Source organism: Gordonia gummivorans, assembly GCF_022513585.1.
Classification (GTDB): Bacteria; Actinomycetota; Actinomycetes; order Mycobacteriales; family Mycobacteriaceae; genus Gordonia.
The window spans coordinates 332,748-355,770 of sequence record NZ_JAKWBF010000001.1; the positions used below are offsets into that span (position 1 = coordinate 332,748).

Annotated in this window: 22 protein-coding genes; 7 read left to right on the forward strand and 15 right to left on the reverse strand. The window is 66.7% G+C overall.

Annotated features, from left to right (window positions below):
* Window positions 1-6: 6 nt before the first annotated feature.
* The 13 genes from MKW15_RS01495 to ggh all read right to left on the reverse strand — a co-directional run bounded on the left by MKW15_RS01495 (window position 7) and on the right by ggh (window position 14,406).
* Entirely contained in the window at window positions 7-1,203 is a 1,197-nt protein-coding gene (locus tag MKW15_RS01495) for an NAD(P)/FAD-dependent oxidoreductase (protein ID WP_240855392.1), read from the reverse strand.
* A complete protein-coding gene (locus MKW15_RS01500; protein ID WP_240855394.1) occupies window positions 1,200-2,543 on the reverse strand; it encodes an FMN-binding glutamate synthase family protein in 1,344 nt (447 codons plus the stop codon). Before MKW15_RS01500 ends, MKW15_RS01495 begins: the two co-directional genes overlap by 4 nt.
* 80 nt (window positions 2,544-2,623) lie before the next feature.
* Window positions 2,624-3,364 (reverse strand): GltB/FmdC/FwdC-like GXGXG domain-containing protein, encoded by a 741-nt coding sequence (locus MKW15_RS01505; protein WP_374245898.1) that lies wholly within the window; start codon window positions 3,362-3,364, stop codon window positions 2,624-2,626.
* Entirely contained in the window at window positions 3,352-4,248 is an 897-nt protein-coding gene (locus tag MKW15_RS01510; protein ID WP_240855397.1) for a class II glutamine amidotransferase domain-containing protein, read from the reverse strand. The genes MKW15_RS01505 and MKW15_RS01510 overlap by 13 nt, the downstream gene beginning before the upstream one ends.
* Window positions 4,249-4,353: 105 nt before the next feature.
* Entirely contained in the window at window positions 4,354-5,697 is a 1,344-nt protein-coding gene (gene glnT / locus MKW15_RS01515) for a type III glutamate--ammonia ligase (protein WP_240855398.1), read from the reverse strand.
* Window positions 5,698-5,894: 197 nt separating this feature from the next.
* Window positions 5,895-7,247 carry an ammonium transporter gene (locus tag MKW15_RS01520; protein WP_240855400.1) on the reverse strand — a complete coding sequence of 451 codons (1,353 nt, stop codon included), beginning with the start codon at window positions 7,245-7,247 and terminating at the stop codon, window positions 5,895-5,897.
* A 62-nt stretch (window positions 7,248-7,309) separates the two neighbouring features.
* Window positions 7,310-8,344, reverse strand: a complete 1,035-nt coding sequence (locus MKW15_RS01525; RefSeq protein ID WP_240855401.1) for a heme-dependent oxidative N-demethylase family protein — start codon at window positions 8,342-8,344, stop codon at window positions 7,310-7,312.
* Window positions 8,341-9,336, reverse strand: coding sequence for a PDR/VanB family oxidoreductase (locus MKW15_RS01530; RefSeq protein WP_240855402.1), 996 nt, complete (start codon window positions 9,334-9,336; stop codon window positions 8,341-8,343). The genes MKW15_RS01525 and MKW15_RS01530 overlap by 4 nt, the downstream gene beginning before the upstream one ends.
* The gene (locus tag MKW15_RS01535) at window positions 9,333-10,847 is read right to left on the reverse strand and encodes a heme-dependent oxidative N-demethylase family protein (protein ID WP_240855403.1); all 1,515 of its coding nucleotides are present in this window, start codon (window positions 10,845-10,847) and stop codon (window positions 9,333-9,335) included. Before MKW15_RS01535 ends, MKW15_RS01530 begins: the two co-directional genes overlap by 4 nt.
* Window positions 10,844-11,839, reverse strand: a complete 996-nt coding sequence (locus tag MKW15_RS01540) for a PDR/VanB family oxidoreductase (protein WP_240855404.1) — start codon at window positions 11,837-11,839, stop codon at window positions 10,844-10,846. Before MKW15_RS01540 ends, MKW15_RS01535 begins: the two co-directional genes overlap by 4 nt.
* Entirely contained in the window at window positions 11,836-12,450 is a 615-nt protein-coding gene (locus tag MKW15_RS01545) for a dimethylamine monooxygenase subunit DmmA family protein (RefSeq protein ID WP_240855405.1), read from the reverse strand. The genes MKW15_RS01540 and MKW15_RS01545 overlap by 4 nt, the downstream gene beginning before the upstream one ends.
* 6 nt (window positions 12,451-12,456) lie before the next feature.
* Window positions 12,457-12,843, reverse strand: a complete 387-nt coding sequence (locus MKW15_RS01550) for a cupin domain-containing protein (RefSeq protein WP_240855407.1) — start codon at window positions 12,841-12,843, stop codon at window positions 12,457-12,459.
* A gap of 219 nt (window positions 12,844-13,062) precedes the next feature.
* Window positions 13,063-14,406, reverse strand: a complete 1,344-nt coding sequence (gene ggh, locus MKW15_RS01555) for a glucosylglycerate hydrolase (RefSeq protein ID WP_240855409.1) — start codon at window positions 14,404-14,406, stop codon at window positions 13,063-13,065.
* 81 nt (window positions 14,407-14,487) lie between these two features.
* On the opposite strand from ggh, the gene MKW15_RS01560 reads away from it, so the two are divergent.
* Window positions 14,488-15,168, forward strand: a complete 681-nt coding sequence (locus MKW15_RS01560; protein ID WP_240855410.1) for an SDR family oxidoreductase — start codon at window positions 14,488-14,490, stop codon at window positions 15,166-15,168.
* Window positions 15,169-15,569: 401 nt separating this feature from the next.
* Here the strand turns inward: MKW15_RS01560 and MKW15_RS01565 are convergent, their stop codons facing one another.
* Complete coding sequence (locus MKW15_RS01565; protein WP_240855412.1) at window positions 15,570-15,959, reverse strand: nuclear transport factor 2 family protein; 390 nt, start codon at window positions 15,957-15,959, stop codon at window positions 15,570-15,572.
* Between the two features lie 167 nt (window positions 15,960-16,126).
* On the opposite strand from MKW15_RS01565, the gene MKW15_RS01570 reads away from it, so the two are divergent.
* Genes MKW15_RS01570 through MKW15_RS01590 form a run of 5 tightly spaced genes read left to right on the forward strand, consistent with a single transcriptional unit; the run spans window position 16,127 to window position 20,843 of the window.
* Window positions 16,127-16,801 carry a DUF4129 domain-containing protein gene (locus tag MKW15_RS01570; RefSeq protein ID WP_240855414.1) on the forward strand — a complete coding sequence of 225 codons (675 nt, stop codon included), beginning with the start codon at window positions 16,127-16,129 and terminating at the stop codon, window positions 16,799-16,801.
* On the forward strand, window positions 16,798-18,054 hold the full coding sequence (locus tag MKW15_RS01575) for a DUF4350 domain-containing protein (RefSeq protein ID WP_240855416.1): 1,257 nt from the start codon (window positions 16,798-16,800) through the stop codon (window positions 18,052-18,054). The genes MKW15_RS01570 and MKW15_RS01575 overlap by 4 nt, the downstream gene beginning before the upstream one ends.
* Complete coding sequence (locus MKW15_RS01580) at window positions 18,051-19,103, forward strand: AAA family ATPase (protein WP_240855418.1); 1,053 nt, start codon at window positions 18,051-18,053, stop codon at window positions 19,101-19,103. The genes MKW15_RS01575 and MKW15_RS01580 overlap by 4 nt, the downstream gene beginning before the upstream one ends.
* Complete coding sequence (locus tag MKW15_RS01585; protein ID WP_240855420.1) at window positions 19,103-20,395, forward strand: DUF58 domain-containing protein; 1,293 nt, start codon at window positions 19,103-19,105, stop codon at window positions 20,393-20,395. The genes MKW15_RS01580 and MKW15_RS01585 overlap by 1 nt, the downstream gene beginning before the upstream one ends.
* A 49-nt stretch (window positions 20,396-20,444) precedes the next feature.
* Window positions 20,445-20,843, forward strand: coding sequence for a hypothetical protein (locus tag MKW15_RS01590; protein WP_240855421.1), 399 nt, complete (start codon window positions 20,445-20,447; stop codon window positions 20,841-20,843).
* Between the two features lie 3 nt (window positions 20,844-20,846).
* Here MKW15_RS01590 and MKW15_RS01595 read toward each other — a convergent pair whose 3' ends face one another.
* Window positions 20,847-21,839 (reverse strand): stage II sporulation protein M, encoded by a 993-nt coding sequence (locus MKW15_RS01595; protein WP_240855423.1) that lies wholly within the window; start codon window positions 21,837-21,839, stop codon window positions 20,847-20,849.
* Between the two features lie 302 nt (window positions 21,840-22,141).
* On the opposite strand from MKW15_RS01595, the gene MKW15_RS01600 reads away from it, so the two are divergent.
* On the forward strand, window positions 22,142-23,014 hold the full coding sequence (locus tag MKW15_RS01600) for an RDD family protein (RefSeq protein ID WP_240855425.1): 873 nt from the start codon (window positions 22,142-22,144) through the stop codon (window positions 23,012-23,014).
* Window positions 23,015-23,023 lie beyond the last annotated feature (9 nt).

Here is a 23,023-nt window from a genome sequence, read left to right on the forward strand (position 1 = left end):
TGCAGGTCAGCGCATCTCACCGGCACCCACATATGGGAAGCGCGTCGTGAGCAGTTCCCCTTCGGCGAACCGGGTGTAGCGGAAGTCAGACTCAGGGATACGCGGATCGGCGCTACGGCCGTCGACGACGAGATCGGCGACGAGCCGGCCCACCGCCGGCGAGATCTTGAAGCCGTGCCCGCTGAACCCGACGGCGAGCACCAGCCCGTCGAGCGGTCCATGCGAGATGATCGGATTCCAGTCCGGGGTCACGTCATAGCACCCGGCGTAGCTGCTGGTGATCGCTGCTTCGGTGAAGTCCGGGAAGCGGGTACCCACCTTGTCGACGGTGAGATCGAGGAATGCCTCGTCTGCGCGATTGAGGTAGCTGTCCGGATCGGCGATCTCGAGCTCGGCGAGATCGCTGTTGCCGAACAGGATCTCACCACGCACGTCCGGCCGGACGTACTGGAGCGACACCAGATCCGAGAACACCGGCACCGCGCCGAGTTCCACACCCGGGTGGATCATCACGATCTGCTCGCGATGCACCGAGATCGGTACGTCGACGCCGTGGGGCGCGAGGAAGGGCTTCGACCACACGCCGGTCGCGACCACCACGGTGTCCGCCGAGATGGTGGAGCCGTCGGCCAGCCGCACACCGGTGGCCCGGTCGCCGTCGACGATCAGTTCGGTCACGGTGGTGCCCTGACGAATTCGCACGCCGGCAGCCCGTGCCGACGCCGCGAAGGCCTGGGCGGTCTGGTACGCGTCGCCGTAGCCGCCGCGCTCTTCCCATCCGAAGGCCGCGAACGGCTCCAGGTCGGCGGCGGGCCACAGCTTGGCGACCTCCGCCTTGTCCATCTCCTCGGTCTGCACCCCGACCGCACGCTGCGCGGCGAGACTCTTGCGCAGATTGTCGACGTTGGGTTCGCCGACGCCCACGACGTACCCGGTCTGACGGAATCCGATCTCGGTGCCGAAGATCTCTTCGGCCTTCTCGAAGACCTCCAGCCCGATGGCGGCCATCGCCGCCAGCGAGCTGACCCCGTAGTGGCACCGGACGATGCCCGACGACTTGCCGGTCATCCCACCGCCGACGGTGTCGCGTTCGCAGACAACGACATCGGTGATACCGCGCTGGCTCAGCGCCCATGCGGTCGCCACACCTTCGAGTCCACCGCCGACGATGACGACGGATGCGGTCGAATTGCCTTCGCTCACAATCGGGCCCCCGGAATCCACGAGGTGCCGGCCAACGGGACCCGCGCCATGGCGGCGGCCTCGAGCGAGATCGCCACCAGGTCTTCGGGTTCCAGGTGCTGGAGGTGCGCCTTGCCGCACGCGCGGGCGATGGTCTGCGCCTCCATGGTCGTGACCCGCAGGAAGTTGGCGAGGCGTTTGCCGCCGATCACCGGGTCGAATCGTGCGGAGAGTTCCGGATCCTGGGTGCTGATGCCCGCTGGGTCGCGTCCGTCCTGGAAGTCGTCGTAGTAGCCCGCCGCCGAACCGAGCGCCTCGTATTCCTTGGCGTAGCGAGGATCGTTGTCGCCCAAGGCGATCAGCGCCGCGGTGCCAATGGCCACGGCGTCGGCACCCAGGGCCATCGCCTTGGCGACGTCGGCACCGTTGCGGATGCCACCGGACACGATGAGCTGCACGCCGTCCTTGCCCGCCCGGTGCACGCCGAGTTCCTGCAGCGCCTGCACGGCCTGCGGGATGGCGGCCAGCGTCGGGATGCCGACGTGCTCGATGAACACTTCCTGGGTGGCGGCGGTGCCGCCCTGCATGCCGTCGACCACCACGACGTCGGCGCCGGAATGCACGGCCAGCTTCACGTCGTAGTAGGTGCGGGTGGCACCGACCTTGACATAGATCGGCTTTTCCCAATCGGTGATCTCCCGCAGTTCGTTGATCTTGATGGCGAGGTCGTCGGGTCCGGTCCAGTCCGGGTGACGGCAGGCGCTGCGCTGATCGATGCCCTCGGGCAGCGTCCGCATCGCAGCCACTCGCTCGGAGATCTTCTGTCCCAGCAACATTCCGCCGCCGCCGGGCTTGGCACCCTGCCCGAGCACCACCTCGATGGCGTCGGCCTTGCGCAGGTCGTCCGGGTTCATCCCGTACCGCGAGGGCAGGTACTGGTAGACGAGGTTCTTGGACTGTCCCCGCTCTTCCGGCGTCATGCCACCGTCGCCGGTGGTGGTCGACGTCCCGACCTCCGATGCGCCGCGGCCGAGAGCCTCCTTGGCACCGGCGGACAGGGCGCCGAAGCTCATGCCGGCGATGGTGACCGGGGTGTCGAGGTGCAACGGGTACTTGGCATTTCGGGTGCCGAGCAGTAGGTCGGTGTCGCAACGCTCGCGGTAGCCCTCGAGCGGGTACCGCGACATCGACGCTCCCAGGAACAGCAGGTCGTCGAAGTGCGGCAGCTTTCGCTTGGCGCCCCAGCCCCGGATGTCGTAGACACCGGTGTCGGCGGCGCGCTGGATGGCTGCGATGGTGGTGCGGTCGAAGGTGGCGGACTCACGGAGCCCGCGCTGCTCGATGCTCAGGTTGTCGGTCATGATGTTCTTTCTGTGGAAAGGTGTAGCGGCCCTTCGAGGCTCGTCGCTAGCGCTCCTCGCACCTCAGGGACCGGAAGGCGTCAGTACGCGGACGTGTTGTCGCTGTGGAAGTGGTAGAGCTGACGGGCCGAGCCGTAGCGGGTGTAGGTGCTGGGATCGTCGTCCTTGTAGCCGGCGGCCTTCAGCAGTCCGGCAAGCTCTTCGAGGTGCTCGGCACGCATCGGCTTGGCGACGCAGTCGGCGCCGAGGGATTCGACGTTGCCGCGTAGATAGATTCGCGTCTCGTAGATCGAGTCGCCGAGCCCGTGTCCGGCGTCGCCGCGGATCACCAGGCGTCCGGCCTGCGCCATGAAGGCGCTGTTGTGGCCGACGCTGCCCCCGACCACGATGTCGATGCCCTTCATCGAGATGCCACAGCGGGCCGCGGCATCTCCCTCGATGACGAGCAGTCCGCCGTGCGCGGTGGCGCCGGCCGATTGGGAAGCGTTGCCCTTGACCACGACGGTTCCGCTCATCATATTCTCCGCGACACCGGTGCCGGCGTTGCCGTCGATGGTGATCTCGGCCTGCTGGTTCATTCCGGCGGCGTAGTAGCCGACATGGCCGTTGACGGTGATCTTGACCGGCGCGTTGACGCCGGCGGCCACGCTGTGTGCGCCGGCCGGGTTGTCGATGACGATCTCGCCCGACACGTCGCCGTGCAGGGCCGAATTGACCTCGCGCAGAGGAGTCTCGGCGAGATCGAAATGATGAGCGGGATTCATGGTCTCCTCCTTCGGGATCGAAAGTTGTGGTTCCAGGGTTGCGGTCAGCGTGTCCATGCGTAGACCACCTCGGGCTCGGGCTCCCAGATGCGCGCGTTTTCGACGCCGGGAAGTCCTGCGAGAGCACGGTATTCGCTCGCCATCGCAACCCAATCGTCGGTCTCGGCGATCACCGCGGGCTTGCAGGCGATAGCATCGCGGACCACGGCGAAGGAGTCGCGGTTGGACACCAGCAGGGTGTAGAAGCCGTCGAAGGTGGCGCAGACCTCCTTGAGTGCGGTCTCGACGTCCTTGCCGGCGGCGAGTTGGTGGGCGACGAACCGGGCACCCACCTCGGTGTCGTTCTCGCTGTCGAATTCCACACCGGCAGCACGCAGGTCGCGGCGGATGCTCGCGTGGTTGGAGAACGAACCGTTGTGTACCAGGCACTGCTCGGGCCCGACGGCGAACGGGTGTGCTCCCGACGGGGTGACCGCGGACTCGGTTGCCATGCGGGTATGCCCGACGCCCTGCCAGCCCGACGCCTGTGCGAGGCCCCAATCTGCAGCGAGGTCGCGGGGTGCGCCCACGCCCTTGAGTACCGTGAGGTCGGCACCGAAGCCGGCGACGAGTGCGCCGGGATATGCCGCACGCGCAGCGCCCAGGAGTTCTTCGGAGCTCACCGGCGCCGACAGCACGAGGGTGGCGTCGACGTTCTGTGCGGCGACCGAAACACCCAGTGCCGCGCCGATCTTCGCCGAGGCATCGGCGGGTGTCACGTCGACCGCGAGCAGGCTGACGCAGCCGTGCCCCGACGGCGACCATGCCTCGTTGCCGTAGACCGCGATGCCGGCCGAGTCGGCGCCGCGGTCCTGCATCTCACCGAGCATCTCGGCGAGCAGGGCGCCCAGGCGCGGGTACAGATCTGGGTTGCGGAGATGGAGTCCGACTATGCCACACATGATTTGGGTCCTTTGCTGTGGTGGGTTCGGTATGTGTGGTCTCGACACGACGCCTCGCCTAGCGGCTCGGTGTCGGCTCGACCAGCGAGATGGGTGGGTGGGTGATCAGAAGGCGGTGAGGTAGGCGTCGACCTCCCACGGGGACACCGACGAATGCCATTTGAAGAACTCCTCACGCTTGAGGTTGGAGAAGTAGCTCGACGGCCGGTGATCTACCGCCCAGTCGTCGGGAAGCGCAGCGTCGAGCGCACCGAGGATCACGTCGTCGGACTCGAACGCCTCGACCGCGTGCAGCAGGGTGAGCGGCAGGTCCGAGATGTGGCCGGGGCAGGTCCCAAGGGCGCCGGGATCGAGACTGCGCTTGATGCCATCGAGGCCCGCGCCGAGTGCGGCCGCGATGGCCAGGTAGGGATTTGCCGAGCCGTCGCCGCCGCGCAACTCCACCCGCTGTTCGTCGGGGATGCGGACGTAATGGGTTCGGTCGTTGCCGCCGTAGGTCGCCTTGCGGGGTGCCCAGGAAGCTCCGGAACGGGTGGCGGTTGCTCCGGTTCGCTTGTAGGAGTTGACCGTCGGGGCCATCACCGCCTGCAGGGCGGGAGCATGTTCCAGAACACCGCCGACGAAGGCATATGCCTCCGCCGTCAGACCCAGGCCGCGCTCGTCCTCCTCGACGTTGCCCGGGAAGACCGGCTTGTCCGCCGAGGTGAGGGACAGATGGAAGTGCAGTCCGGAGCCGGTGCGCTCGGCGAAGGGCTTCGGCATGAAGGTGGCGATCATGCCGCGCTCGGCGGCGATGGTGGAGAGCAGGTAGCGCAGGGTGACCACCCGGTCGGCGGTGGTGAGTGCGTCGGAGTAGGCGAAGTTCTGCTCGAACTGGCCGTTGCCGTCCTCATGGTCGTTGGCGTAGTTGCTCCAGCCCAACTGATTCATCGCGGTGGACACGGCGGTCAGGTGGTCGTACATGCGGGTGAGGCCGCGTACGTCGTAGCAGGGCTGATCGGAGTCGTCGGAATCGTCTGCGGTGACCAGCGAGCCGTCCGCTGCCCGCTTCAGCAGGAAGTACTCCACCTCGGCGCCCACCCACGGCTCGAATCCCGCGTCACCGGCCTGCGCGATCAACGACTTGAGGATGTTGCGTGGTGCGAACGGCCACGGCTTGCCCTCGACATGGGGATCGCAGTGGACCAGCGCGAGGCCCTCCTTGATGAAGGGAATCGGCAGGAAGGAGCTGACGTCCGGGATGGCGATCAGGTCCGGGTCCTTGGGTTCCTGGCCCATCGCACCGACCGCGTAGCCGGCGAAACCCACGCCGTCGGTGGCGAGTTCGTCGACGGCCTCGACCGGAACCAGCTTGGCGCACGGCTTGCCGCGGAGGTCGACGAACATGGCGAGGATGAACGTGGTGCCGTGCGCCTCGCAGAGACTGGCGAGGGTGGGGGTTTCGGTCATGGCTTTCTCCGGTCGGTGGTGTTGGTAACCAGTATGTCTACTGTTGGTGTACTTTGTCTACTTGAAGTAGACACCCGAGTTGTTACGATCGTGTTTCTCGGCGGTGAGCGGTCAGTGTCGTTTCCCTGAGGACTTGGCCTGCGGAAACGACGGCAGGGGGCCCACCGCGTCGGTGGACCCCCTGCCGCTACTGACGATCAGGACTGGCCGGCCGGAACCGATTGAGCCACAGCGTGTTCTACGCTCACTGTGGTGTGACGCGACTGCGCTCCCAGGCCGGGACCGTGACCGACACCCGACGCCGGGATCTCGTAGGCACTCTCGGCGTGGATCGTCGAGTCCAGCCCGGTGGTCTCGGTCTCCTCGTCGACGCGCAGACCGATGGTCTTGTCGAGGGCCTTGGCGATCAGCCAGGTCATGACGAAGGAGAAGGTGCAGGTGATCGCGATGCCGCCGAGTTCGCGCCACAGGATGTCGAAGTCGCCGCCGAACAGGATGCCCTGGACACCGGCCGGGGCCGACTCGGCCGCGAAGAGCACGATGCAGAGTGTGCCGACGATGCCGCCGACACCGTGCACGGCGAAGGCGTCCAGCGTGTCGTCGACCTTGAACTTGGACTTGAAGCTCAGCAGCAGGGCGACCACGGCAGAAGCGATCAAGCCGACCATCAGCGCACCCAAAGGGTTCATCGTGTTGGCCGACGGCGTGATGCCGACCAGGCCGGCAACGGTGCCGGTGATGAGCCCGAGCGACGTCGCGTGTCCCTCGCGCCACTTCTCGATGATGAGGAAGCCGATCATGCCCGAGCAGCCGGCCAGCAGCGTGTTGAGGATGACGACCTGGGTCAGGAAGCTCGCACCGAGCGCGCAGCTGCCGTTGAACCCGAACCAGCCGAACCACAGGATGCCGCCACCCAGCAACGCCAAGGGCACATTGTTGGGTCGCTCCAGACGCTTCCGGCGTGCACCGAGAACCAGCGCGAGTGCCAACGCAGCAACACCGGAGTTCATGTGCACCGCGGTACCGCCCGCGTAGTCGTGAATCTTCAGGTCGTTCAGCAGGAATCCGCCCTGCGCGTCGTCGGTGTCGGCGGCGAACACCCAGTGCGCGACCGGCAGGTAGACCAGGATCAGCCAGATCGGGGCGAAGACGAGCCAGGCGGAGAACTTCATCCGGCCCGCTGCACCGCTGGCCACGATGGCGATCGTGATGGCCGCGAACAGGATGAACCATGCGACGTAGTACAGGGTCTCGGTGGTACCGGTGCCCTCGTCGGACATCCATTTGGTCAATCCGAAGTAGTCGGTCGGGTCGCCGATGATGCCCCAGCCGCCGACCGACGGCCCCGACTGCAGGCCGTATCCGAAGAGCACATAGATGATGGCCGTGATGCCCAGGGTCGACAGGACCATGGTCATCATGTTCAGGATGTTCCGCGATCCGACCATGCCGCCGTAATACAAGGCGAGGCCGGGAAACATGAGCAGGACAAAGACGAATGCCGCGAGCATCCACGCCAGATCGGCGTTGGCGGCGATTACCGGTTCCATAGGGTGTTCCTCGGGTTGACGACAGGGTGTGTCGGGGTGGGTGATTCAAACAGCAGCGGGCGTCATTGCCCGCGGAGGTACGCGACCACGTCGTCGCGATAGTCGAGAAAGCCTTTGTACGATGCGATGTCCGGACTCAGGGTCTCGATGACCGTGGCCAGTTGACGGGACCATTCCGGAATCCGGCGCACTTCCTCGAGCGACGCCATGAAGGTGCGGATGTTGAAGGTGACCGCACCCGACATCGGCAGCCGGACAAAGTGTTCGAGCTCGATCCGCAGACGCGCTCGAGCGAAGTCGGCCTCGGTGACCATCTGCGGAACGTCGTTCACCCATTCGGGCAGCTCCTCGAGACTCACGTCGAGCTTGTCGGAGTCCGATGCCGACAGCGTCCAGTTGACGCGCCGATACACCTGGTCGGCGGGCAGGCGCCGCAGAAACTGCTCGGCTCGGGCCACGATCCCGTCCCGCGTGAGACCCGGTACCGGGGCGTGGATCTCGTACATGTCCATGCCGACATCGAAGGAGACCGACCACGCGGCGGCGAAGGTGACCACGCCCGCGTCGAAGTAGAGGCGGCCGTCCCGTTCGACGACGAGCAGCAGATCGTCGGGCACCTCCCGGGCCAGGAAGTCCAACGGGCCGTTCGGCAGCGTGTCGTACTCGCCCAGGACAAACTCCTGGTCGGTGCCGAGAAGATCATTGCGCCAATGGAATCGGCCGTCACCCTGCTCGGTGAGATGCATCAGGTCGGGGTAGGCGAGATCGAGGTCACGCAGGTAGTAGAGGAGCAGATCCCAGCAGGCCAGTTCCATGCCGGGCATCACTCGCACACGCGACGGATCGGCGTCGAGTATCCGACGTCGTTCGGTCATGTACTGCAGGTACTCGGCGCCGCCGAGGTCAACTAGGTGCCTGCCCCATTCACCACCACGGGTCCGGCGCGGCACACGCGCCGGTTCGACGTTCACGGTGTAGGTGAACTCGGCGAGCTCGTCGGGGAACGGCCAGGGCAAGTTGGCCAGATGGTCGACGGGCTGGTCGAGATACCGGGCGACCTCCCCGTGAGTCGAGATCTCTTGCGGTGCAATGCTCATAGGTCCACCTCGATATCAACGCCGCGGGACACGCAACACAGCATCGCGTCTCCGGCGGTCTTCTCCTCCTCGGTGAGCACGAAGTCACGGTGTTCGAGTTGCCCTGCGCGCACCGGGATTCGGCATTCGCCGCACACCCCCTGGCGGCAGAGGTTGGGGATCGCGACACCGTGTTCGAGGAGCCGCTCCAAGAGCGACACTCCCGCCGGGACCTCGACCTGCTCACCAGAGCGCAGGCCGACGGTGAACGGCTCACCGGGATCCTGCTCGGGTTCGGTGAACCGCTCCAGATGAACTCGCGCCGAGGGCCATCCGGCCTCGGTGGCGATCCGCTGGTAGGTCTCGAGCAGAGCGGTCGGTCCGCACGCATAGGCGTGAGTGCCCAGTGGTTGCCGGCGAAATACCGACTTCAACAACGCGGCGGTCGCGTCGGCACCGTGCACCTCGTGCAGCGTGATGCCGGCCCGGGTCGCCAGGTCGCGCAGATCGTCGACATGCGCTGCCTGTCCCGGTCGATAGGAGTAGACGATCTCCGCTTGACCACCATCGCGGACGATTGCCCGTGCGTGCGACAGCACCGGCGTCACCCCGATCCCACCGGCCACCAGCAATGCGCGCCGCTGGTCGAGAACGGGTGCGAACATCGACCGCGGCCCCTCGACCTCGACCACATCCCCCTCGGAGAGGTTGTCGTGCAACCAGTCCGACCCGCCGTCGGCTCCACGGCGCAATACCGAGATGCCGTAGCCGGTGGCGTACATCCCGTCGTCCACGAGCGAGTAGGCGTTGCGATGCTCACCGGCCGACACGATCAGATGACTGCCGGGCGCGAAGGGTGTCACGGCGACCGAGCCCACATCCACCGGCGCGAAACGAAAGTGCTTGATGCGTTCGGTCAACGACCGGACCTCGGTGACCCGCATCGGCCGGGCGCGGGTGTCATACGACGGATGGAGGTGTCCGGGATGTCCCGGCTCGGCGACCGCCGTCATGACCGCTCCGAGCCGACTTCGGCCGCCGACGCCAGGAAGCTTCCCCGGACTGCGGAATGATGCTCGTGGATCTCCAGATTCCTTACGCAGCCGGGACATTCGACGACACTCCCCGGCGCGGCCTCGACCCGGAAGGTGTCGCGGCAATGCGCACAGTACATCGGCAGGTCACGGGTGTGCGTGACGAACGCGCTCAGCTCCGCGTCGGTCGCCCCGGCCTCACGGGCCAGCGCCAGAGCCATCATCACGTCGTACTGACCGCCGGTCACCAGAATCCTTGTTCCCGTGCGTGCATCGTCAAACGCATCGAGCAGCACGGCGAGATCCGCTTCCTCCGAAAGGGAGTCGAGCACCAGCAGCCGCGTGGGGCCGGCAGCCTCTGCGGCACCGACCCACAGGCGCGACACGTGGCCGGTCTGGGCGTCCTCGCCTATGCCGACGACGAGGAACGCGGCTCCGGTGGTGTCCACGGTAGGTGGTGTCGTCGGCCAGATGGGCATGCCGAGAGCCGGCACATCAGGAACACTCGCAGCCGCCCGCAGCCACTGGGCGGCCCGCTGCTTGTACTTGATCACGCCCTTGTAATCGGCCATGTCCGAAGGCAGTTCGTCGAACACCTCGGCCGCGCGCAGGCGCCACGCCTCCACTGTCGCGAGCTGCTCGAGCGGCAACATGTAGGTGCGGATGAGGAACATCAGCGCACCGGAGTCGGGCAGGCGGACGAGATGTTGTACCTCGACGCGCAGGTGGACGAGGCGTCCGAACTCGGCGTCGTAGACGTGCCCGATCATCTCGCGGTCGGGTCCCCACTCCGGGTAGCCTTCGGTCGACACGTCGAGGCGACGGCCGATGGTCATCGTCCAGTTGGTGCGTCGGTACGGCTTATGTGGTTGCAATCGTTTGAGGAACTCGTGTGCGCGGGTGATGACGCCCATCTTGCGGACCCGGGGTACCGGTCCGTGGATTTCGAGGAAGCTCATGCCGACGTCGAAGCCGAAGCTCCAGTCCGCCGCGAAGGTGATGACACCTGCGTCGACGAACAGCGTGTCGCAGCGCTGATCGAGCAGAGCGATGTCTTCCTGAACCTGAGATGCGATGTAGCGCAGGGGTTCTTCCGGAAGTGTCGTCGAATCCCCGTAGCGGAAGGTCTGCTCGACGTCGAGCAGGTCGTTGCGCCAGTGCCAGGTGTCGGTGCCGGTCGAGGTGAGGTGCATGGTGTCGGGGTAGGCCGCCGACAGCGCGCGCATCAACGTCAGCATCGCATCCCACGCCGCCGGTGCCATGTGCGGGAGCACCGCGTGACGGGTGGGATCGGCCGCCAGGACCGCGGCTCGCTCGGCGAGCTCGTGGTGGTACTCGGAGTCGATGTCGACGACCGCGGCGCCCCAGACGCCTCCGGCGGTGACCACCGGCTCACCGGCCGGTTCGACGTTGGTGGAGTAGCGGTAGCGATCCTCGGGGAAGGGAAACGGGAACCCGGCGACGAGGTCGGGTGAGAGCGACACGGTCACAGCGGAACCTCCAGGGTGCAGCCGTCGGGGGCGCGGGAGACGCACGGCATGATCGCTTCTCTCGAGGACTTCTCCTCGTCGCTGAGGAACAGATCGCGGTGGACGGCCTCCCCGGCGGTCAGTGGTATGCGGCACTCACCGCACACACCCTGTCGGCAGAGATTCGGGATCGAGATCCCGGTGGCCTCCAGGGCTTCGAGCATGCTGGTGCCCGACGGGACGTCCAGCGTCGTACTGCTCTCGGTCAACCGCAGGCGGAACGGGTCGCCGGCATCGAGTGCGTCGATTCCGAAGCGCTCGAAGTGAATACGCGATTCGGGCCAGCCCAGCGCCACGGCCGTCTCGACGACGTGGTCGATGAGCGGTCCGGGGCCGCAGGTATAGAGGTGAGTGCCGACCGGCTGCTCGCGCAGCACCACCGAGAGTCGCACGGCGAAATCGGCTCGCGCGGTGAAGAGTTCGGCGTCCGTTCCGCCCAGTTCGACGACGTCGTCGACGTGTGCCGCGTTGTCGGGGCGGAAGGTGTAGAGAATCTGCACCTTTCGCCGCCATCGTGCGGCGGCACGCAGGTGCGACACGATCGGTGTCACCCCGATCCCACCGGCCACCAGCAGATGCTTGGCCGCACGTGCGACGGGGGCAAAGGCACTGCGAGGTGGGAGGACACGAACCAGATCGCCCACCCGCACGTGGTCGTGCATCCACACCGAACCGCCCGCGCCGTCGGCGACGCGCAGCACCGAGATCGAGTACTCGATCGGGTCGGTCCCGTCGGAGGTGAGGCTGTAGGCGTTGGTGTGTGGACCTGCGTGAACCACCAGATGACTGCCGGGAATGAAGCCGGGTAGCGGTGCACCCTGCGGATCGGCGAAAGTGAACGTGCGGATCGACCTGCCGGACTGGGTGATCCCGGTGACGATCAGCGTCAGCGCACCAATGCTCGGGGCGGCGGTGTTCACCTCGCTCGACTCGGCGCTCACAGCGAGTTTCATCGGTCGGACTCCTGATGCGTCCCGGGCGCGCGGGCGGGCTCCTCGGCATCGACCATGTAGCCGAGGTACGAGCCCGTTCTGCGCGAAACGTGATAGTAGACAAGCAGATTGCGTGCGCATCCGTTGCAGGTGATCACGTCGTCGACCTCGGCCACGACCTGATTCACCACGCGACAATGGGAGCAGAAGACGTCGATGGCGCCCGAACCGGCGACGGTGACGTGGATCTCGTCGTCGTTGAGACCGGCATTCACACCCGAGGCGCGCACGGTGAGACACGCGCCGGCCGGACCGGACACGAGAACCCGTACGCCGACGACACTGCGTGACACAGCCGCGCGCAGTCCGGCCGCAGCGCCCGACGCGTCGGCGTGGGTGACCTGCGCAACGGGTGCCGCGTCGCCAATGGCGCGCGCCCAGGTGTCGACGTTCGCGCAGCCCTCATCGCCGATGCCGACGAGCACATACGAGGTACCAGCCGGGATCGGCAGATCGGCCGGCGACGCGGCGTCCTCTGCGATGGCGGGCCGGGCCCAGCTCGGGATGCTCGAGTATGCGATCTGTGTGTATTCCTCGCCGGCGGAAGCCGGCGAATCGACCAGCTCGGTCATTCCGCGTCAGAGCAGTGTCGCGTCGCGCTGACCGGTGTAGAAGGCCAGGGCGTAGCTCGGTGTGCTGAAGTAGATCTTCGAGCCCTTCGGGAAGAAGATCGCGTCCTTGGCCTTCGCGACCGACTTCTGCCCGGTCTCCTTGTTTTCCAGGAGGAACTCACCCTCCAGGACGACCTTCATCTCGTCGTACTCGTACTCGTAGTACAGCGGCGCATCGGTGTGACGGAGCTCGAAGAAGCCGCTGCACATGGGGCTGCCGTCCGGGTTCTCATACGCGTCTCCGATGAAGCCCTCGGTGCCGGGGTACTCCGCCTCCGGCATTCTGGGCAGGCCCTTCCAGGCGTCACTGGTCACACGGAATTCGGTCGCTTGGGTGGTGCTCTCGACGGTCACATTGGCTCCTTCGGGGGTTTCACGGGCTCGAAGAACGCTGGATCATCTCAGTGGACTTCGTTGCATGCTATGAAACATAGTGACTGTTTCGAACGTGTGACATGTGTGTTTATGCGTGAGAAACATCGTCTTCTACAGTGAGACTCACATCACATTCGTGCATTCGCGAAAAAACGGACACAGTGGCCGTGCTTCGTTACCCGGCCACCTGTGGGGAGTTCAGTCGAGCCAGTCGAGCACGGACGCCGCCGTCCAGCTCTGCTGCATGCTGCCGAGCGGCTCGCCGGTGAAGGGCTCGTAGTATTCCGCGAACGAGCCGTCGGTGGCCTGTCGCAATCCCTCGTCACGCAGTCGGGCGGATCGTTCCGTCCAGCCACGCCGAGCAAATGCCCAGCTGAACAGCCAGGTCATCACCGGCCATACCGGCCCACGCCAGTATTCGCGGGGGCGGAAGTCCGCCGAGATCGGCGACGTCGACGGTGGTACCGCGTACCGGAGGTCGGGGTGCCCGCAGAACCGCGGACCGTCGAACAGACGCAGCAGAGCCCGCTCACGTTCGCGGGAGAGCCCGCCGCACAGGAGCGGGGCGAACACCGCGATGGTGTCGGTGTTGATCCACGCATTCGCTCGCAGATCGAAGTCGCGCGCCGCGCCGTTGCGATCGTTGGCGGCCGCGACGACGCCGGCGCGGAAGCGATCCGACCAGGCGCGGAGGTCGCGCACATCCGACCGCGGCTTCGAGTAGTCCTCGCCGATGGTGGCCAGCACGTCGCAGGCCACCGAGAAGATGGCGCTGACGAACACGTCCTCGACGGCGAAGTCCATCGTCTTGGGCAGCACCGCGTCGTCGTAGTTGGCGCGCTTCATCTGCTCCACCAGCCAGATGTAGCGGTCGTACTCGAGGTTGGACGGTCGCATCGACGCGTCGCCGCCGACGTGGTCGAGATCGGCCCGCTTGTAGGGCGGAAGGTCAGCTCCGGGAACCACATTCGAATAGGGCTTATCCCACCGTGGCGAGTTGTCCATGCCGGATTCCCAGCCGTGGAAGATGGTGATCCGGCCGCGGCCGCTGGGATCGCGGGCGTCGGCGAGCCACCGGTGCCACCGCATCAGCGCACCCCAACGGCGGTCGATGAACTCGTTGGCCGCGGCTCGAGTGGTACGACCGTGCCGACGTGAGTGGTCGAGGATGCGCTGCACGGCGATCGCGTGGACGGGCGGCTGGGTGATTCCGGAGGTGTCGGGGAAATCGGGCGAGCAGTCGGCCAGCCGGGCGCACTCCCAGCGCGACGGTCCGGGAAAATAGCCATCCCGGCCGTTGGCGAAGACGATGTGCGGGATCATGCCGTTGCGCCACTGCGCGGACAGCAAGGTGTCCATCTCGATGACGGCACGTTCGACGGACAGCGGCGCCAGCCCGACCGTCACGAACGCGGCATCCCAGCTCCACATGTGTGGGTAGAGGCGGGGCGCGGCGCTCGTCATCGTCCCCAGGTCGTTGCCGCGCAGGAGATAGGCGGCGCGGGCCGACAACTGCGTTGGGGTGAATCCGTACCGTGCCACCCGTCGATTCTGCACTGACTCCTGTGCGTCCGCTGCGCGAGTGTCTTCGTCGGGCCACTGAGCATCGGTAGTGTCGGATGGGTGCCCACCGCATTGATCACCGGGGCCAGCCGCGGCCTCGGGGCCGAGATCGCCCGCCAGCTCGCGCCAACCCACGACCTGCTGCTCGGCGGACGGCCGTCACCGCAGCTCGACCATCTCGCCACGCAACTCGACGGGGCGAGCACATTTCCCGTGGAGCTGACCGACTACGACGAGGTCGCGGCCGCCGTCGAAGCTGTTTCCGAGCTCGACGTCCTGGTGCACAACGCCGGTGTCGGGAGCAGCCTCGAGATGGTCGCCGACACCCCCGTCGAGGAGTGGCACCACGTGCTCGAGGTGAACCTCGTCGCGGTGGCCGAACTCACGCGGCTGCTCCTGCCTGCGCTGCGCTCCGCGCAGGGACACGTGGTGTTCATCAACTCCGGCGCGGGCCGCAACGCCCGTGCGCACTGGGCGCCCTACGCCGCGAGCAAGTTCGGGCTGCGCGCACTCGCCGACGCGCTGCGCGCCGAAGAGCCGACGCTGCGCGTCACATCCATCTACCCGGGCCGTATCGACACAGACATGCAGCGCGACCTGGTCGCCATCGAAGGGCGCGACTACGACGCCGCCCAGTTCCTGCGGCCCGAGACGGTCGCCACCGCGGTGGCGCACGCCATCCACACCCCCGCCGACGCGCATCCGCAGGACATCGTGCTTCGGCCGACGGGTCGCGGCTGAGGGGTCGTCAATCGAAATCGTCGGCGGACCAGATGATCGACGTCCGGCCGCTCGCCGCATCCGGAACCGCCCACAGCCGACGCTCGACGTGGTGACCGATGCGGCGCGGTGGGCGTAAGAGTTTCCACAGGTCAGGAGCCGGAAAGCAGTACTCCTCGGATCAGCGACCCACCCGCCGTCTGCGGCGGCGATCGTGGAAGCGGGCAGCGGGTCGTCGTCGGGGGCGGGTGGCACACAAAGTGGGGGAAGAAACTTCTTCCCCCACCCTTGGTGTCGTCCCCTAGGAATTTCTAGCGGACGACTATGAAACCCGGGGAAGAAGTTCTTCCCCTAGATTTTGCGGGCACCGCGCTGATGCGTTTTCCCAGGTCAGCGGGGCTGGTCACCTGACTCCTCGGGGATCAGAGCTGCTTGAGATCCGACTGCTGCCAGACGGCGCGCATGGTCGAGATCTTGCCGTCGGCGTCGAACACCATGATGTCGACCGGGGTGATCTCGAAGCGCATTCCTGCGGTGCCGGTGACGAGAGTGAACTCGAAGACCGCGGTGTCGCCGGCGACCTTCTTCCACTTCAGGGTCGCGGTCCGCTCGTCCATGCCGGTGATGATCGAGTAGAACTCGATCAGCTGCTCACGGGTGTCGCGGATGTCCGCGCCGATCGGGTCCTCGACGGTCGCGTTCGCCGCGTAGAGGTCGGCGATCTGCTCGGCCGTGCCGGTCGTCAGGTACTCGATGTAGGAGTCCACCACGGCGTCGATCTTCTCCGCGAGCCCTGCCTGGTCAACGGTCATGTTCATCCTCCGAAATTAGAACGTGTTCTAGTCGTGACGCTAGCACGCCGCCCGCCGGTCAGAAAGATGCTTCGAGCGAACGACGCTTCCCGACGGGCCGTCGCGGATTTGGTAGGTTCGGCCCACAGGCACGGCGCCGACCCGGCGTCCAAAGGGGGAGAAGGTCGATGATCGCCCTCGCGGCCGGGCTGGACCCCGACAACGAGCAGGCCCGCGAATGGGCCAAGGACGAGCTGTCCAAACAGGAGTATCAGCCGAAGGAACCCAACTGGTTGCAGCGTGCCGGTGAGAACATTCTCGAGTGGTTCGCCAACACGTTCACCGGCCTCGGCGACGTCTCGCAGCCCCTCACGATCATCTTCTGGGTTCTGGTCGCGGCCGTCGCGACCTGGCTCATCATCTACCTCGCCCGGTTCGTTCGTCGAACTCCCAAGAAGAAGACGACCGACACCGAGACCGCGCAATCGGTACTCGGCTCGGAACCCCTGAGTGCCAAGCAGTTACGCGAGCAGGCTCGGGAAGCCCTCGACGGCGGGGATTTCGACGCCTGCGTCGTGGCCGCGATGCGTGCGGTGGCGCAGCGGGCATTCGAGCGCCGGCTGCTCGACGACGCACCCTCGTTGACCGCCCACGAGGTCGCCACACGACTCGTGCGACGCTTCCCCGACCACACCACCCGCCTGCGCGACTGCGCCGATCTGTTCGACGCGATCGCCTACGGCGATCGGCACGCCTCTCGAGATCAGGCCCACCGGGCACTGGAACTGGAATCCGAGCTCGCATCGACCCGGCCCGAGGACGACACCGAGGTCGCCGATGACCGATTCGCGGTGCCTCGATGACGGTGACCACACCTGTGTCGTCGACTCCGAAGAGGACGTTGGACCGATGGATCTGGCTGGCCGTCGGAATCGTCGTCGTGGTCGTCGGGGTTGTCGTCGTGGCATTCCTGGGTGCCGGGCTGAATTCCCTGGCCACCGAGTCTCCCGACAACCCTTTCGATCCCGCCGGCGCGGGCCCCGGCGGCACCAAAGCGCTCGTGTCCGTGATCGACGACCACGGTGTGGATGTCGAGGTGGCGCGAGGCATCAAGGGACTCGACGACGCGGATCGGCCCGACTATGACACCACCGTGGTGGTTTCGTCGGCGTCGTTGCTGAATCCCGGTACCCGGCAACACTTTCTCGACCGGGTAGCCAATGCGGGTCGCATCGTCCTGGTCGGGCCGCCCGGCGATCTCGCCGCGTTCGGAGTGAACGCCACAGCCGTGTACGGCTCGGCCACCAGTGCTGTCTACGCCGGCTGCACCACGTCCGGTATCGCCCCCGGCGACGCCACCACCTACGGACCCATCGCCTACACCACCACCGAACCCGGTGCGGTGGCATGCTTCACCGACGGGATTGCATCGAGTGTGCTCATCATGCCGGCGATGACGAGCCGACCGGAGATCGTGCTGATGGGCGGCGACATGCTCGTCAACGCCCATCTCGACCAGTACGACAACGCCGGCGTCGCGATTCGCATGATCGCCGGCAATGACCGTGTGCTGTGGTACGTGCCTTACCTGACCGACGAGATCACATCCGACGACGAGTCGTCCGACATCCCGCGCGCGATCGGGCCACTCATCCTGCTGTCGGTCTTTGTGGTTCTCGCTCTGATGCTGTGGCGCGGCAGGCGATTCGGCCCGCTCGTCACCGAGCCGCTTCCCGCTGTGGTCAAGGCGATAGAGACCACGCAGGCACGCGGACGCATGTACCACCGTGCGCGAGCGGTCACCCGATCCGCAGCCACCCTTCGCATCCAAACACTGACCGACCTGGCCCGCTATCTCGGCCTGCCCTACGACCCGTCGGTCGCGATCACCGTACTCGCCCAGCCCGATTGGGAGCTCGACGCGCTGGCGGGTCACCCCGCCCCGCCGGGTCCCGCGGTGAGCGCGATCATCGACGCAGTGGTCGCCGCGACCGGCCGCGATCCGGCGCAGGTGAGCGCCCTACTTGCCGATCGGTTACCCGACACAGAGGACGCGCTGGTCGTCTTCACCACCGAACTGACCGCCCTCGAGAAGGAGGTTCACCGCACACCATGACCATCGACCCTCATCAGCCCCCACAGTTCCCCCATCAGCCCCCACAGTTCCCCCATCAGCCCCCACAGTTCACGAAGCAGGCGCCGCCGATCCCGCCCGCCGACCCGGCACGGGCCGCGCTCAACGCTGTGCGCGGCGAGGTCGCCAAAGCCGTTGTCGGGCAAGATCCGGCCGTCGCGGGCATCCTCATCGCACTACTGTGCCGCGGCCATATCCTGCTCGAAGGCGTACCCGGTGTGGCCAAGACCCTGCTGGTGCGGTCGGTGGCAACCGCGCTGGCCGTCGACACCAAACGCGTCCAGTTCACGCCCGACCTGATGCCCGGCGACATCACCGGATCACTGGTCTTCGACAGCGCCACCTCGGAATTCACCTTCCGCGAAGGTCCGGTGTTCACCAACCTCCTCCTCGCCGACGAGATCAACCGGACGCCGCCGAAGACGCAGGCGTCGCTGCTGGAGTCCATGGAGGAGCGGCAGGTCACTGTCGACGGGGCTCCCCGTCCTCTCCCCCGCCCCTTCCTCGTCGCAGCCACCCAGAATCCGGTGGAGTACGAGGGCACCTATCCGCTGCCGGAAGCCCAGCTCGACCGTTTCCTCCTCAAGGTGACGCTGCCGCTGCCGCCTCGCGACGACGAGATCACCGTCCTGGCGCGTCATGCCGCGGGTTTCGATCCGCGCGATCTGGCCGCGGCCGGACTGCGGCCGGTCGCTTCGGCCACCGACATCGAGGCGGGTGCGGATCAGGTTCGGCACGTGAGTGTTTCACCACAGGTCGCCGCGTACATCGTCGACATCGCGCGGGCCACTCGGGTGTCGCCGTCGCTCTCGCTCGGTGTGAGCCCCCGCGGTGCCACCGCACTTCTGGGAACCAGCCGGGCATGGGCGTGGCTCAACGGTCGTGATTTCGTGACGCCCGACGATGTGCAGTCACTCGCACAATCGACACTGGCACATCGCCTTTCGCTGCGACCCGAAGCCGAGTTGGAGGGGGTGTCGGTGACCGCGGTACTCGACACCGCCATCCGGTCCGTACCCGTCCCGCGCTGATGTATCTGACCGGGCGGTTCTTCGCGCTGGTGGCGCTCGGCGCGGTGCCGGTGATCGTGTGGCCCCACTACCTCACCGCGTTGGCATGGGTGTTCGGGTGCCTGGTGCTGCTCGGCATCGACGTACTCGCCGCCGGCTCCACGACGGCGGTAACCGTCCGGCGCAGCCCGACCGATCCGATCCGACTCGGCCAATCCACTTCCAGCACAATCGTTGTCGACAATCCCGGCACCCGCCGATTCCGGGGCCAACTGCGCGACGCCTGGCAGCCGTCGGCAGGGGCAACCGGCAACGTCCACGCACTGGACATCCCCGCCGGCGAACGTCGGGCCGTGCACACCGTGCTGACGCCGACCCGACGCGGCGATCGGCTCGGCCTGCGGGTCACGGTGCGGCGGCGCGGACCGTTGGGCCTCGCCGGACGACAACGTGGCCTGCCGATGCCCGGGTTCATCCGGGCACTGCCACCGTTCGGATCTCGGAGACACCTGCCGTCGCGACTGGCCCGGCTCCGTCAGCTCGACGGCCGGTCCGCGGTCCGAATCCGCGGTCAGGGAACCGAATTCGATTCGCTGCGCGACTACGTCGAGGGTGACGATGTGCGCAGCATCGACTGGCGTGCGACCGCACGTCGACGCTCGGTGGTTGTGCGCACATGGCAGCCGGAGAAGGACCGGCACATCGTCATCGTGCTCGACACCTCGCGGACATCGGCAGGGCGCGTCGGCGACACGCCACGTCTCGACGCCGCAATGGACGCCGCGCTGCTCCTGGCCGCGTTGGCCTCACATGCCGGCGACCGGGTCGACCTCATCGCGGGCGATCGTCGCGTGCACTCCCGGGTGGTCGGAGTCACCGGATCGGACTTGCTGAGTTCCCTCGTCAACGCGATGTCGACGCTCGAACCCGCGCTGTTGGAAGCCGATTGGCCGATGCTCGGCGCCGAGGTCACCAAGCTGAGCCGGCAGCGGGCACTGCTGGTGTTGCTCACCCCGCTCGAGCCGGCCGCCGTCGAGGAGTCGCTGCTGCCGCCGCTGTCGGTGCTGGCGCAGCGTTACCGCGTGGTGATCGGATCGGTCGCCGACCCCGCGCTCGGCGACCTCATCGAACAGCGCGACGATGCGCGAGAGGTGTACGGTGCTGCCGCCGCGGCTCGAACCACGCTGCTGCGCAACCGGACCGCGACCGCCGTCGGGCGGCTCGGCGTCGACGTGGTGGATGCCGAACCCGACAAGCTACCGGCCGCACTGGCCGATCACTACCTGACGCTGAAGTCGCGCGGCCTACTCTGACGCGCCTCGGGTAGCCTGTTCGGACGAAATCGGCTGTGCACTTCACCCAGTGACGACAGTGGCCGGTACCTTTGCGCTCATGGGCATCATTGCGCGATTCGTGAGCGGGTCCCTCATCGTCGGCGCTGCGTCCGTCGGTGTGGTCGCGGCGCCGACCGTACTGGGCGTTGAGTCCATGGCCACTGCGGCACCCCAAACCTGGTTCACCTCAACGACGAACCTCGGCTACAGCTACGGTCTGTCGCGGCCGACCAAGTCCGGGCCGGATCAGCTGACCATGCGGACACGGAAGAACTGCCTGGTGTACTTCAGCCGGGTGTCTGCACCGGGCGTCGGCAAGAAGACCATCGTCACGATCCGGGGGCGCAACGACGTTCCCGGCCGATTTGACTCGGTGCCGTCGAAGGCCGAGTTCCAGGCTGCAGCAGTGCGTCTCGGCTGCGCCTGACGCCTACGCCACCGGGGCAGCGAACCCTCGATCGGCCTCGCTCACGTCGCCGCGTTCGCCCGCGTTGTAGGCCCACCGTCCGAGCGTGAAGACGTAGGCGAAGAAGGCCGCCCACACGGCGATACCGATACCGACTCGTGCCCAGGTGGGCAGGCCCGATGGCGTCACGAACGCTTCGATCACGCCGCTGATCAGCAGCAGCCCAACGAGTCCCAACGCGACGCCGATGGCCGAGCGGCCCTCTTCGCCCAGCGCGGTCGCGCGGGATCTCGCCCCTGGCGCCACCCACGCCCAGAACAGACGCAGCCCGACTCCCGCCGCGATGAACAGGCAGGTCAGTTCGAGCAATCCGTGCGGCAGAATCAGTCCGAAGAACAGGTCACCGCGACCGTGCCGGATCATGATCGACGCGACGATCGCAATGTTGATGACGTTGAAGACGAGCATGAAGACGACGGGAAAGCCGAAGATTCCCAGCGCAATACACAGCGCGGCCAACCAGAAGTTGTTGGTCCACACCTGAGCCGCAAAGGACGTCGCGGCATGCTGGCTGTAGTAGCCCTCGAAGTCATTGTTGACCAGCCGCTCGATCTCGTCGGCCGATGCAAGGGAACTCTCGATGCGCGGATGGTCGAGCAACCACCACGCGACCGCGACGGTCAGGACCATTGACGCGCCCATCACCGACAGCCACCACCACCGCATCCGGTACAGCGCTGCCGGAAACGACTGGGTCACGAACCTCGCCATCTCGGCCCAGGTGTCCCCCTTGGTGCCTGCGGCACGGGAGCGGGCCCGGGCGAGCAGCGCAGACAGGTAGGCAACGAGCGACGCGTCGGGCGCGGCCGAACGAATCACCGACAGGTGCGTCGCGACGCGCTGATAGGTGTCGATGATCTCGTCGGCCTCGGCCCCCGAGAGTCCGCGTCGCCTCGACAGCTCGTCGAGTCGTTCCCACGTCGCGCGGTGCGCGTTGACATAGGCATCGAGATCCACTCGGCCAGCCTAGTGGTATCGAGTCGTTTGTCGGGACGATGTCATTCGCTGGTAGGTCATTCGCTGGTAGGTCATTCGCTGATTGCACAACCGCTTGTGACGAGGGCGGTGGACCCGGCGGTCCACGCTGGTGGTGTGTCTCGGGAATACGTGGCCAGTCTTCGGTGGAGCGATCGGCGTTCTGGCAAGGCGGAGGAGGGAGCGATAGCGGCGCTATCGTGACCGACGACAACGTGGCCAGGCGTCGATCGAACGCCGGAGACTAGTTACGTATTTCCGAGACACACCATTAGGGTGGCGCTATGTACGGACCTGTGCCGCCGCACCCGCCTGGATTCGGCCCGGTCGTCGGACCGCCGGCGGCTCTGGCCTGGGGACGTGGCAGCGCCACCGTCGGCGTCGGGCGCGACGATCAGGTGTCCGGTGAGGCGGTCGCCTTGGAGTTGCCGCCCGCCAATCTCGGTTTGCGGATCTTGTCCGGCATCGTCGACGTCATCGTCGGCGTCGGCCTGTACGTGCTGCTCAATTGGGTGTTCGGCAGTGTGTTTGCGCAGGCCGACTCGGCGTTGAAGGATGCGCTGAGCACCGTGGCCGTGGTGATCGCTCTCGTCGCGGTACCGACAGCGGCCGAGACCGCCACCAAGGGAAAGAATCTGGGTCATCTCATCGTCGGCCTGCGGACGGTGCGCGACGACGCCGGACCGGTGGGCTTTCGCCATGCACTGGCGCGGGCGTTGATCGGGGTCGTCGAGATCTACGGCTGTCTTGGCCTGCCCGCGCTGTTCACCGCGGCGATCACGTCCAAGGGCAAACGCATGGGCGACCTCGTGGCCGGAACCTACGTCATCCGTGATCGCCGACGCCTGGAGATCCCCGACCCCGTCGTCATGCCCGCCGAGCTCGCGACGTGGGCGTCGTCGGCCGACATCGGCTCACTTCCGGCGCCGCTGGCCGTCATGCTGCGCCGATTCCTCGGACACCGCGAGAACATGCGGCCGCAACCGCGAGAGCGACTGGCACGTCAACTGATCTTCGACGTCGCACCGTTCGTCTCGCCCGCGCCACCGCCTGCTCCCGACGAGGCGGTGCTGTGCGCGGTGATGGCCGAACGCAGCCGGCGCGACGCAGCGCGGATCGAACGAGAGAACCGGCTTCGGGAGCGTCTGTTGCGATGAGTGTGTGGC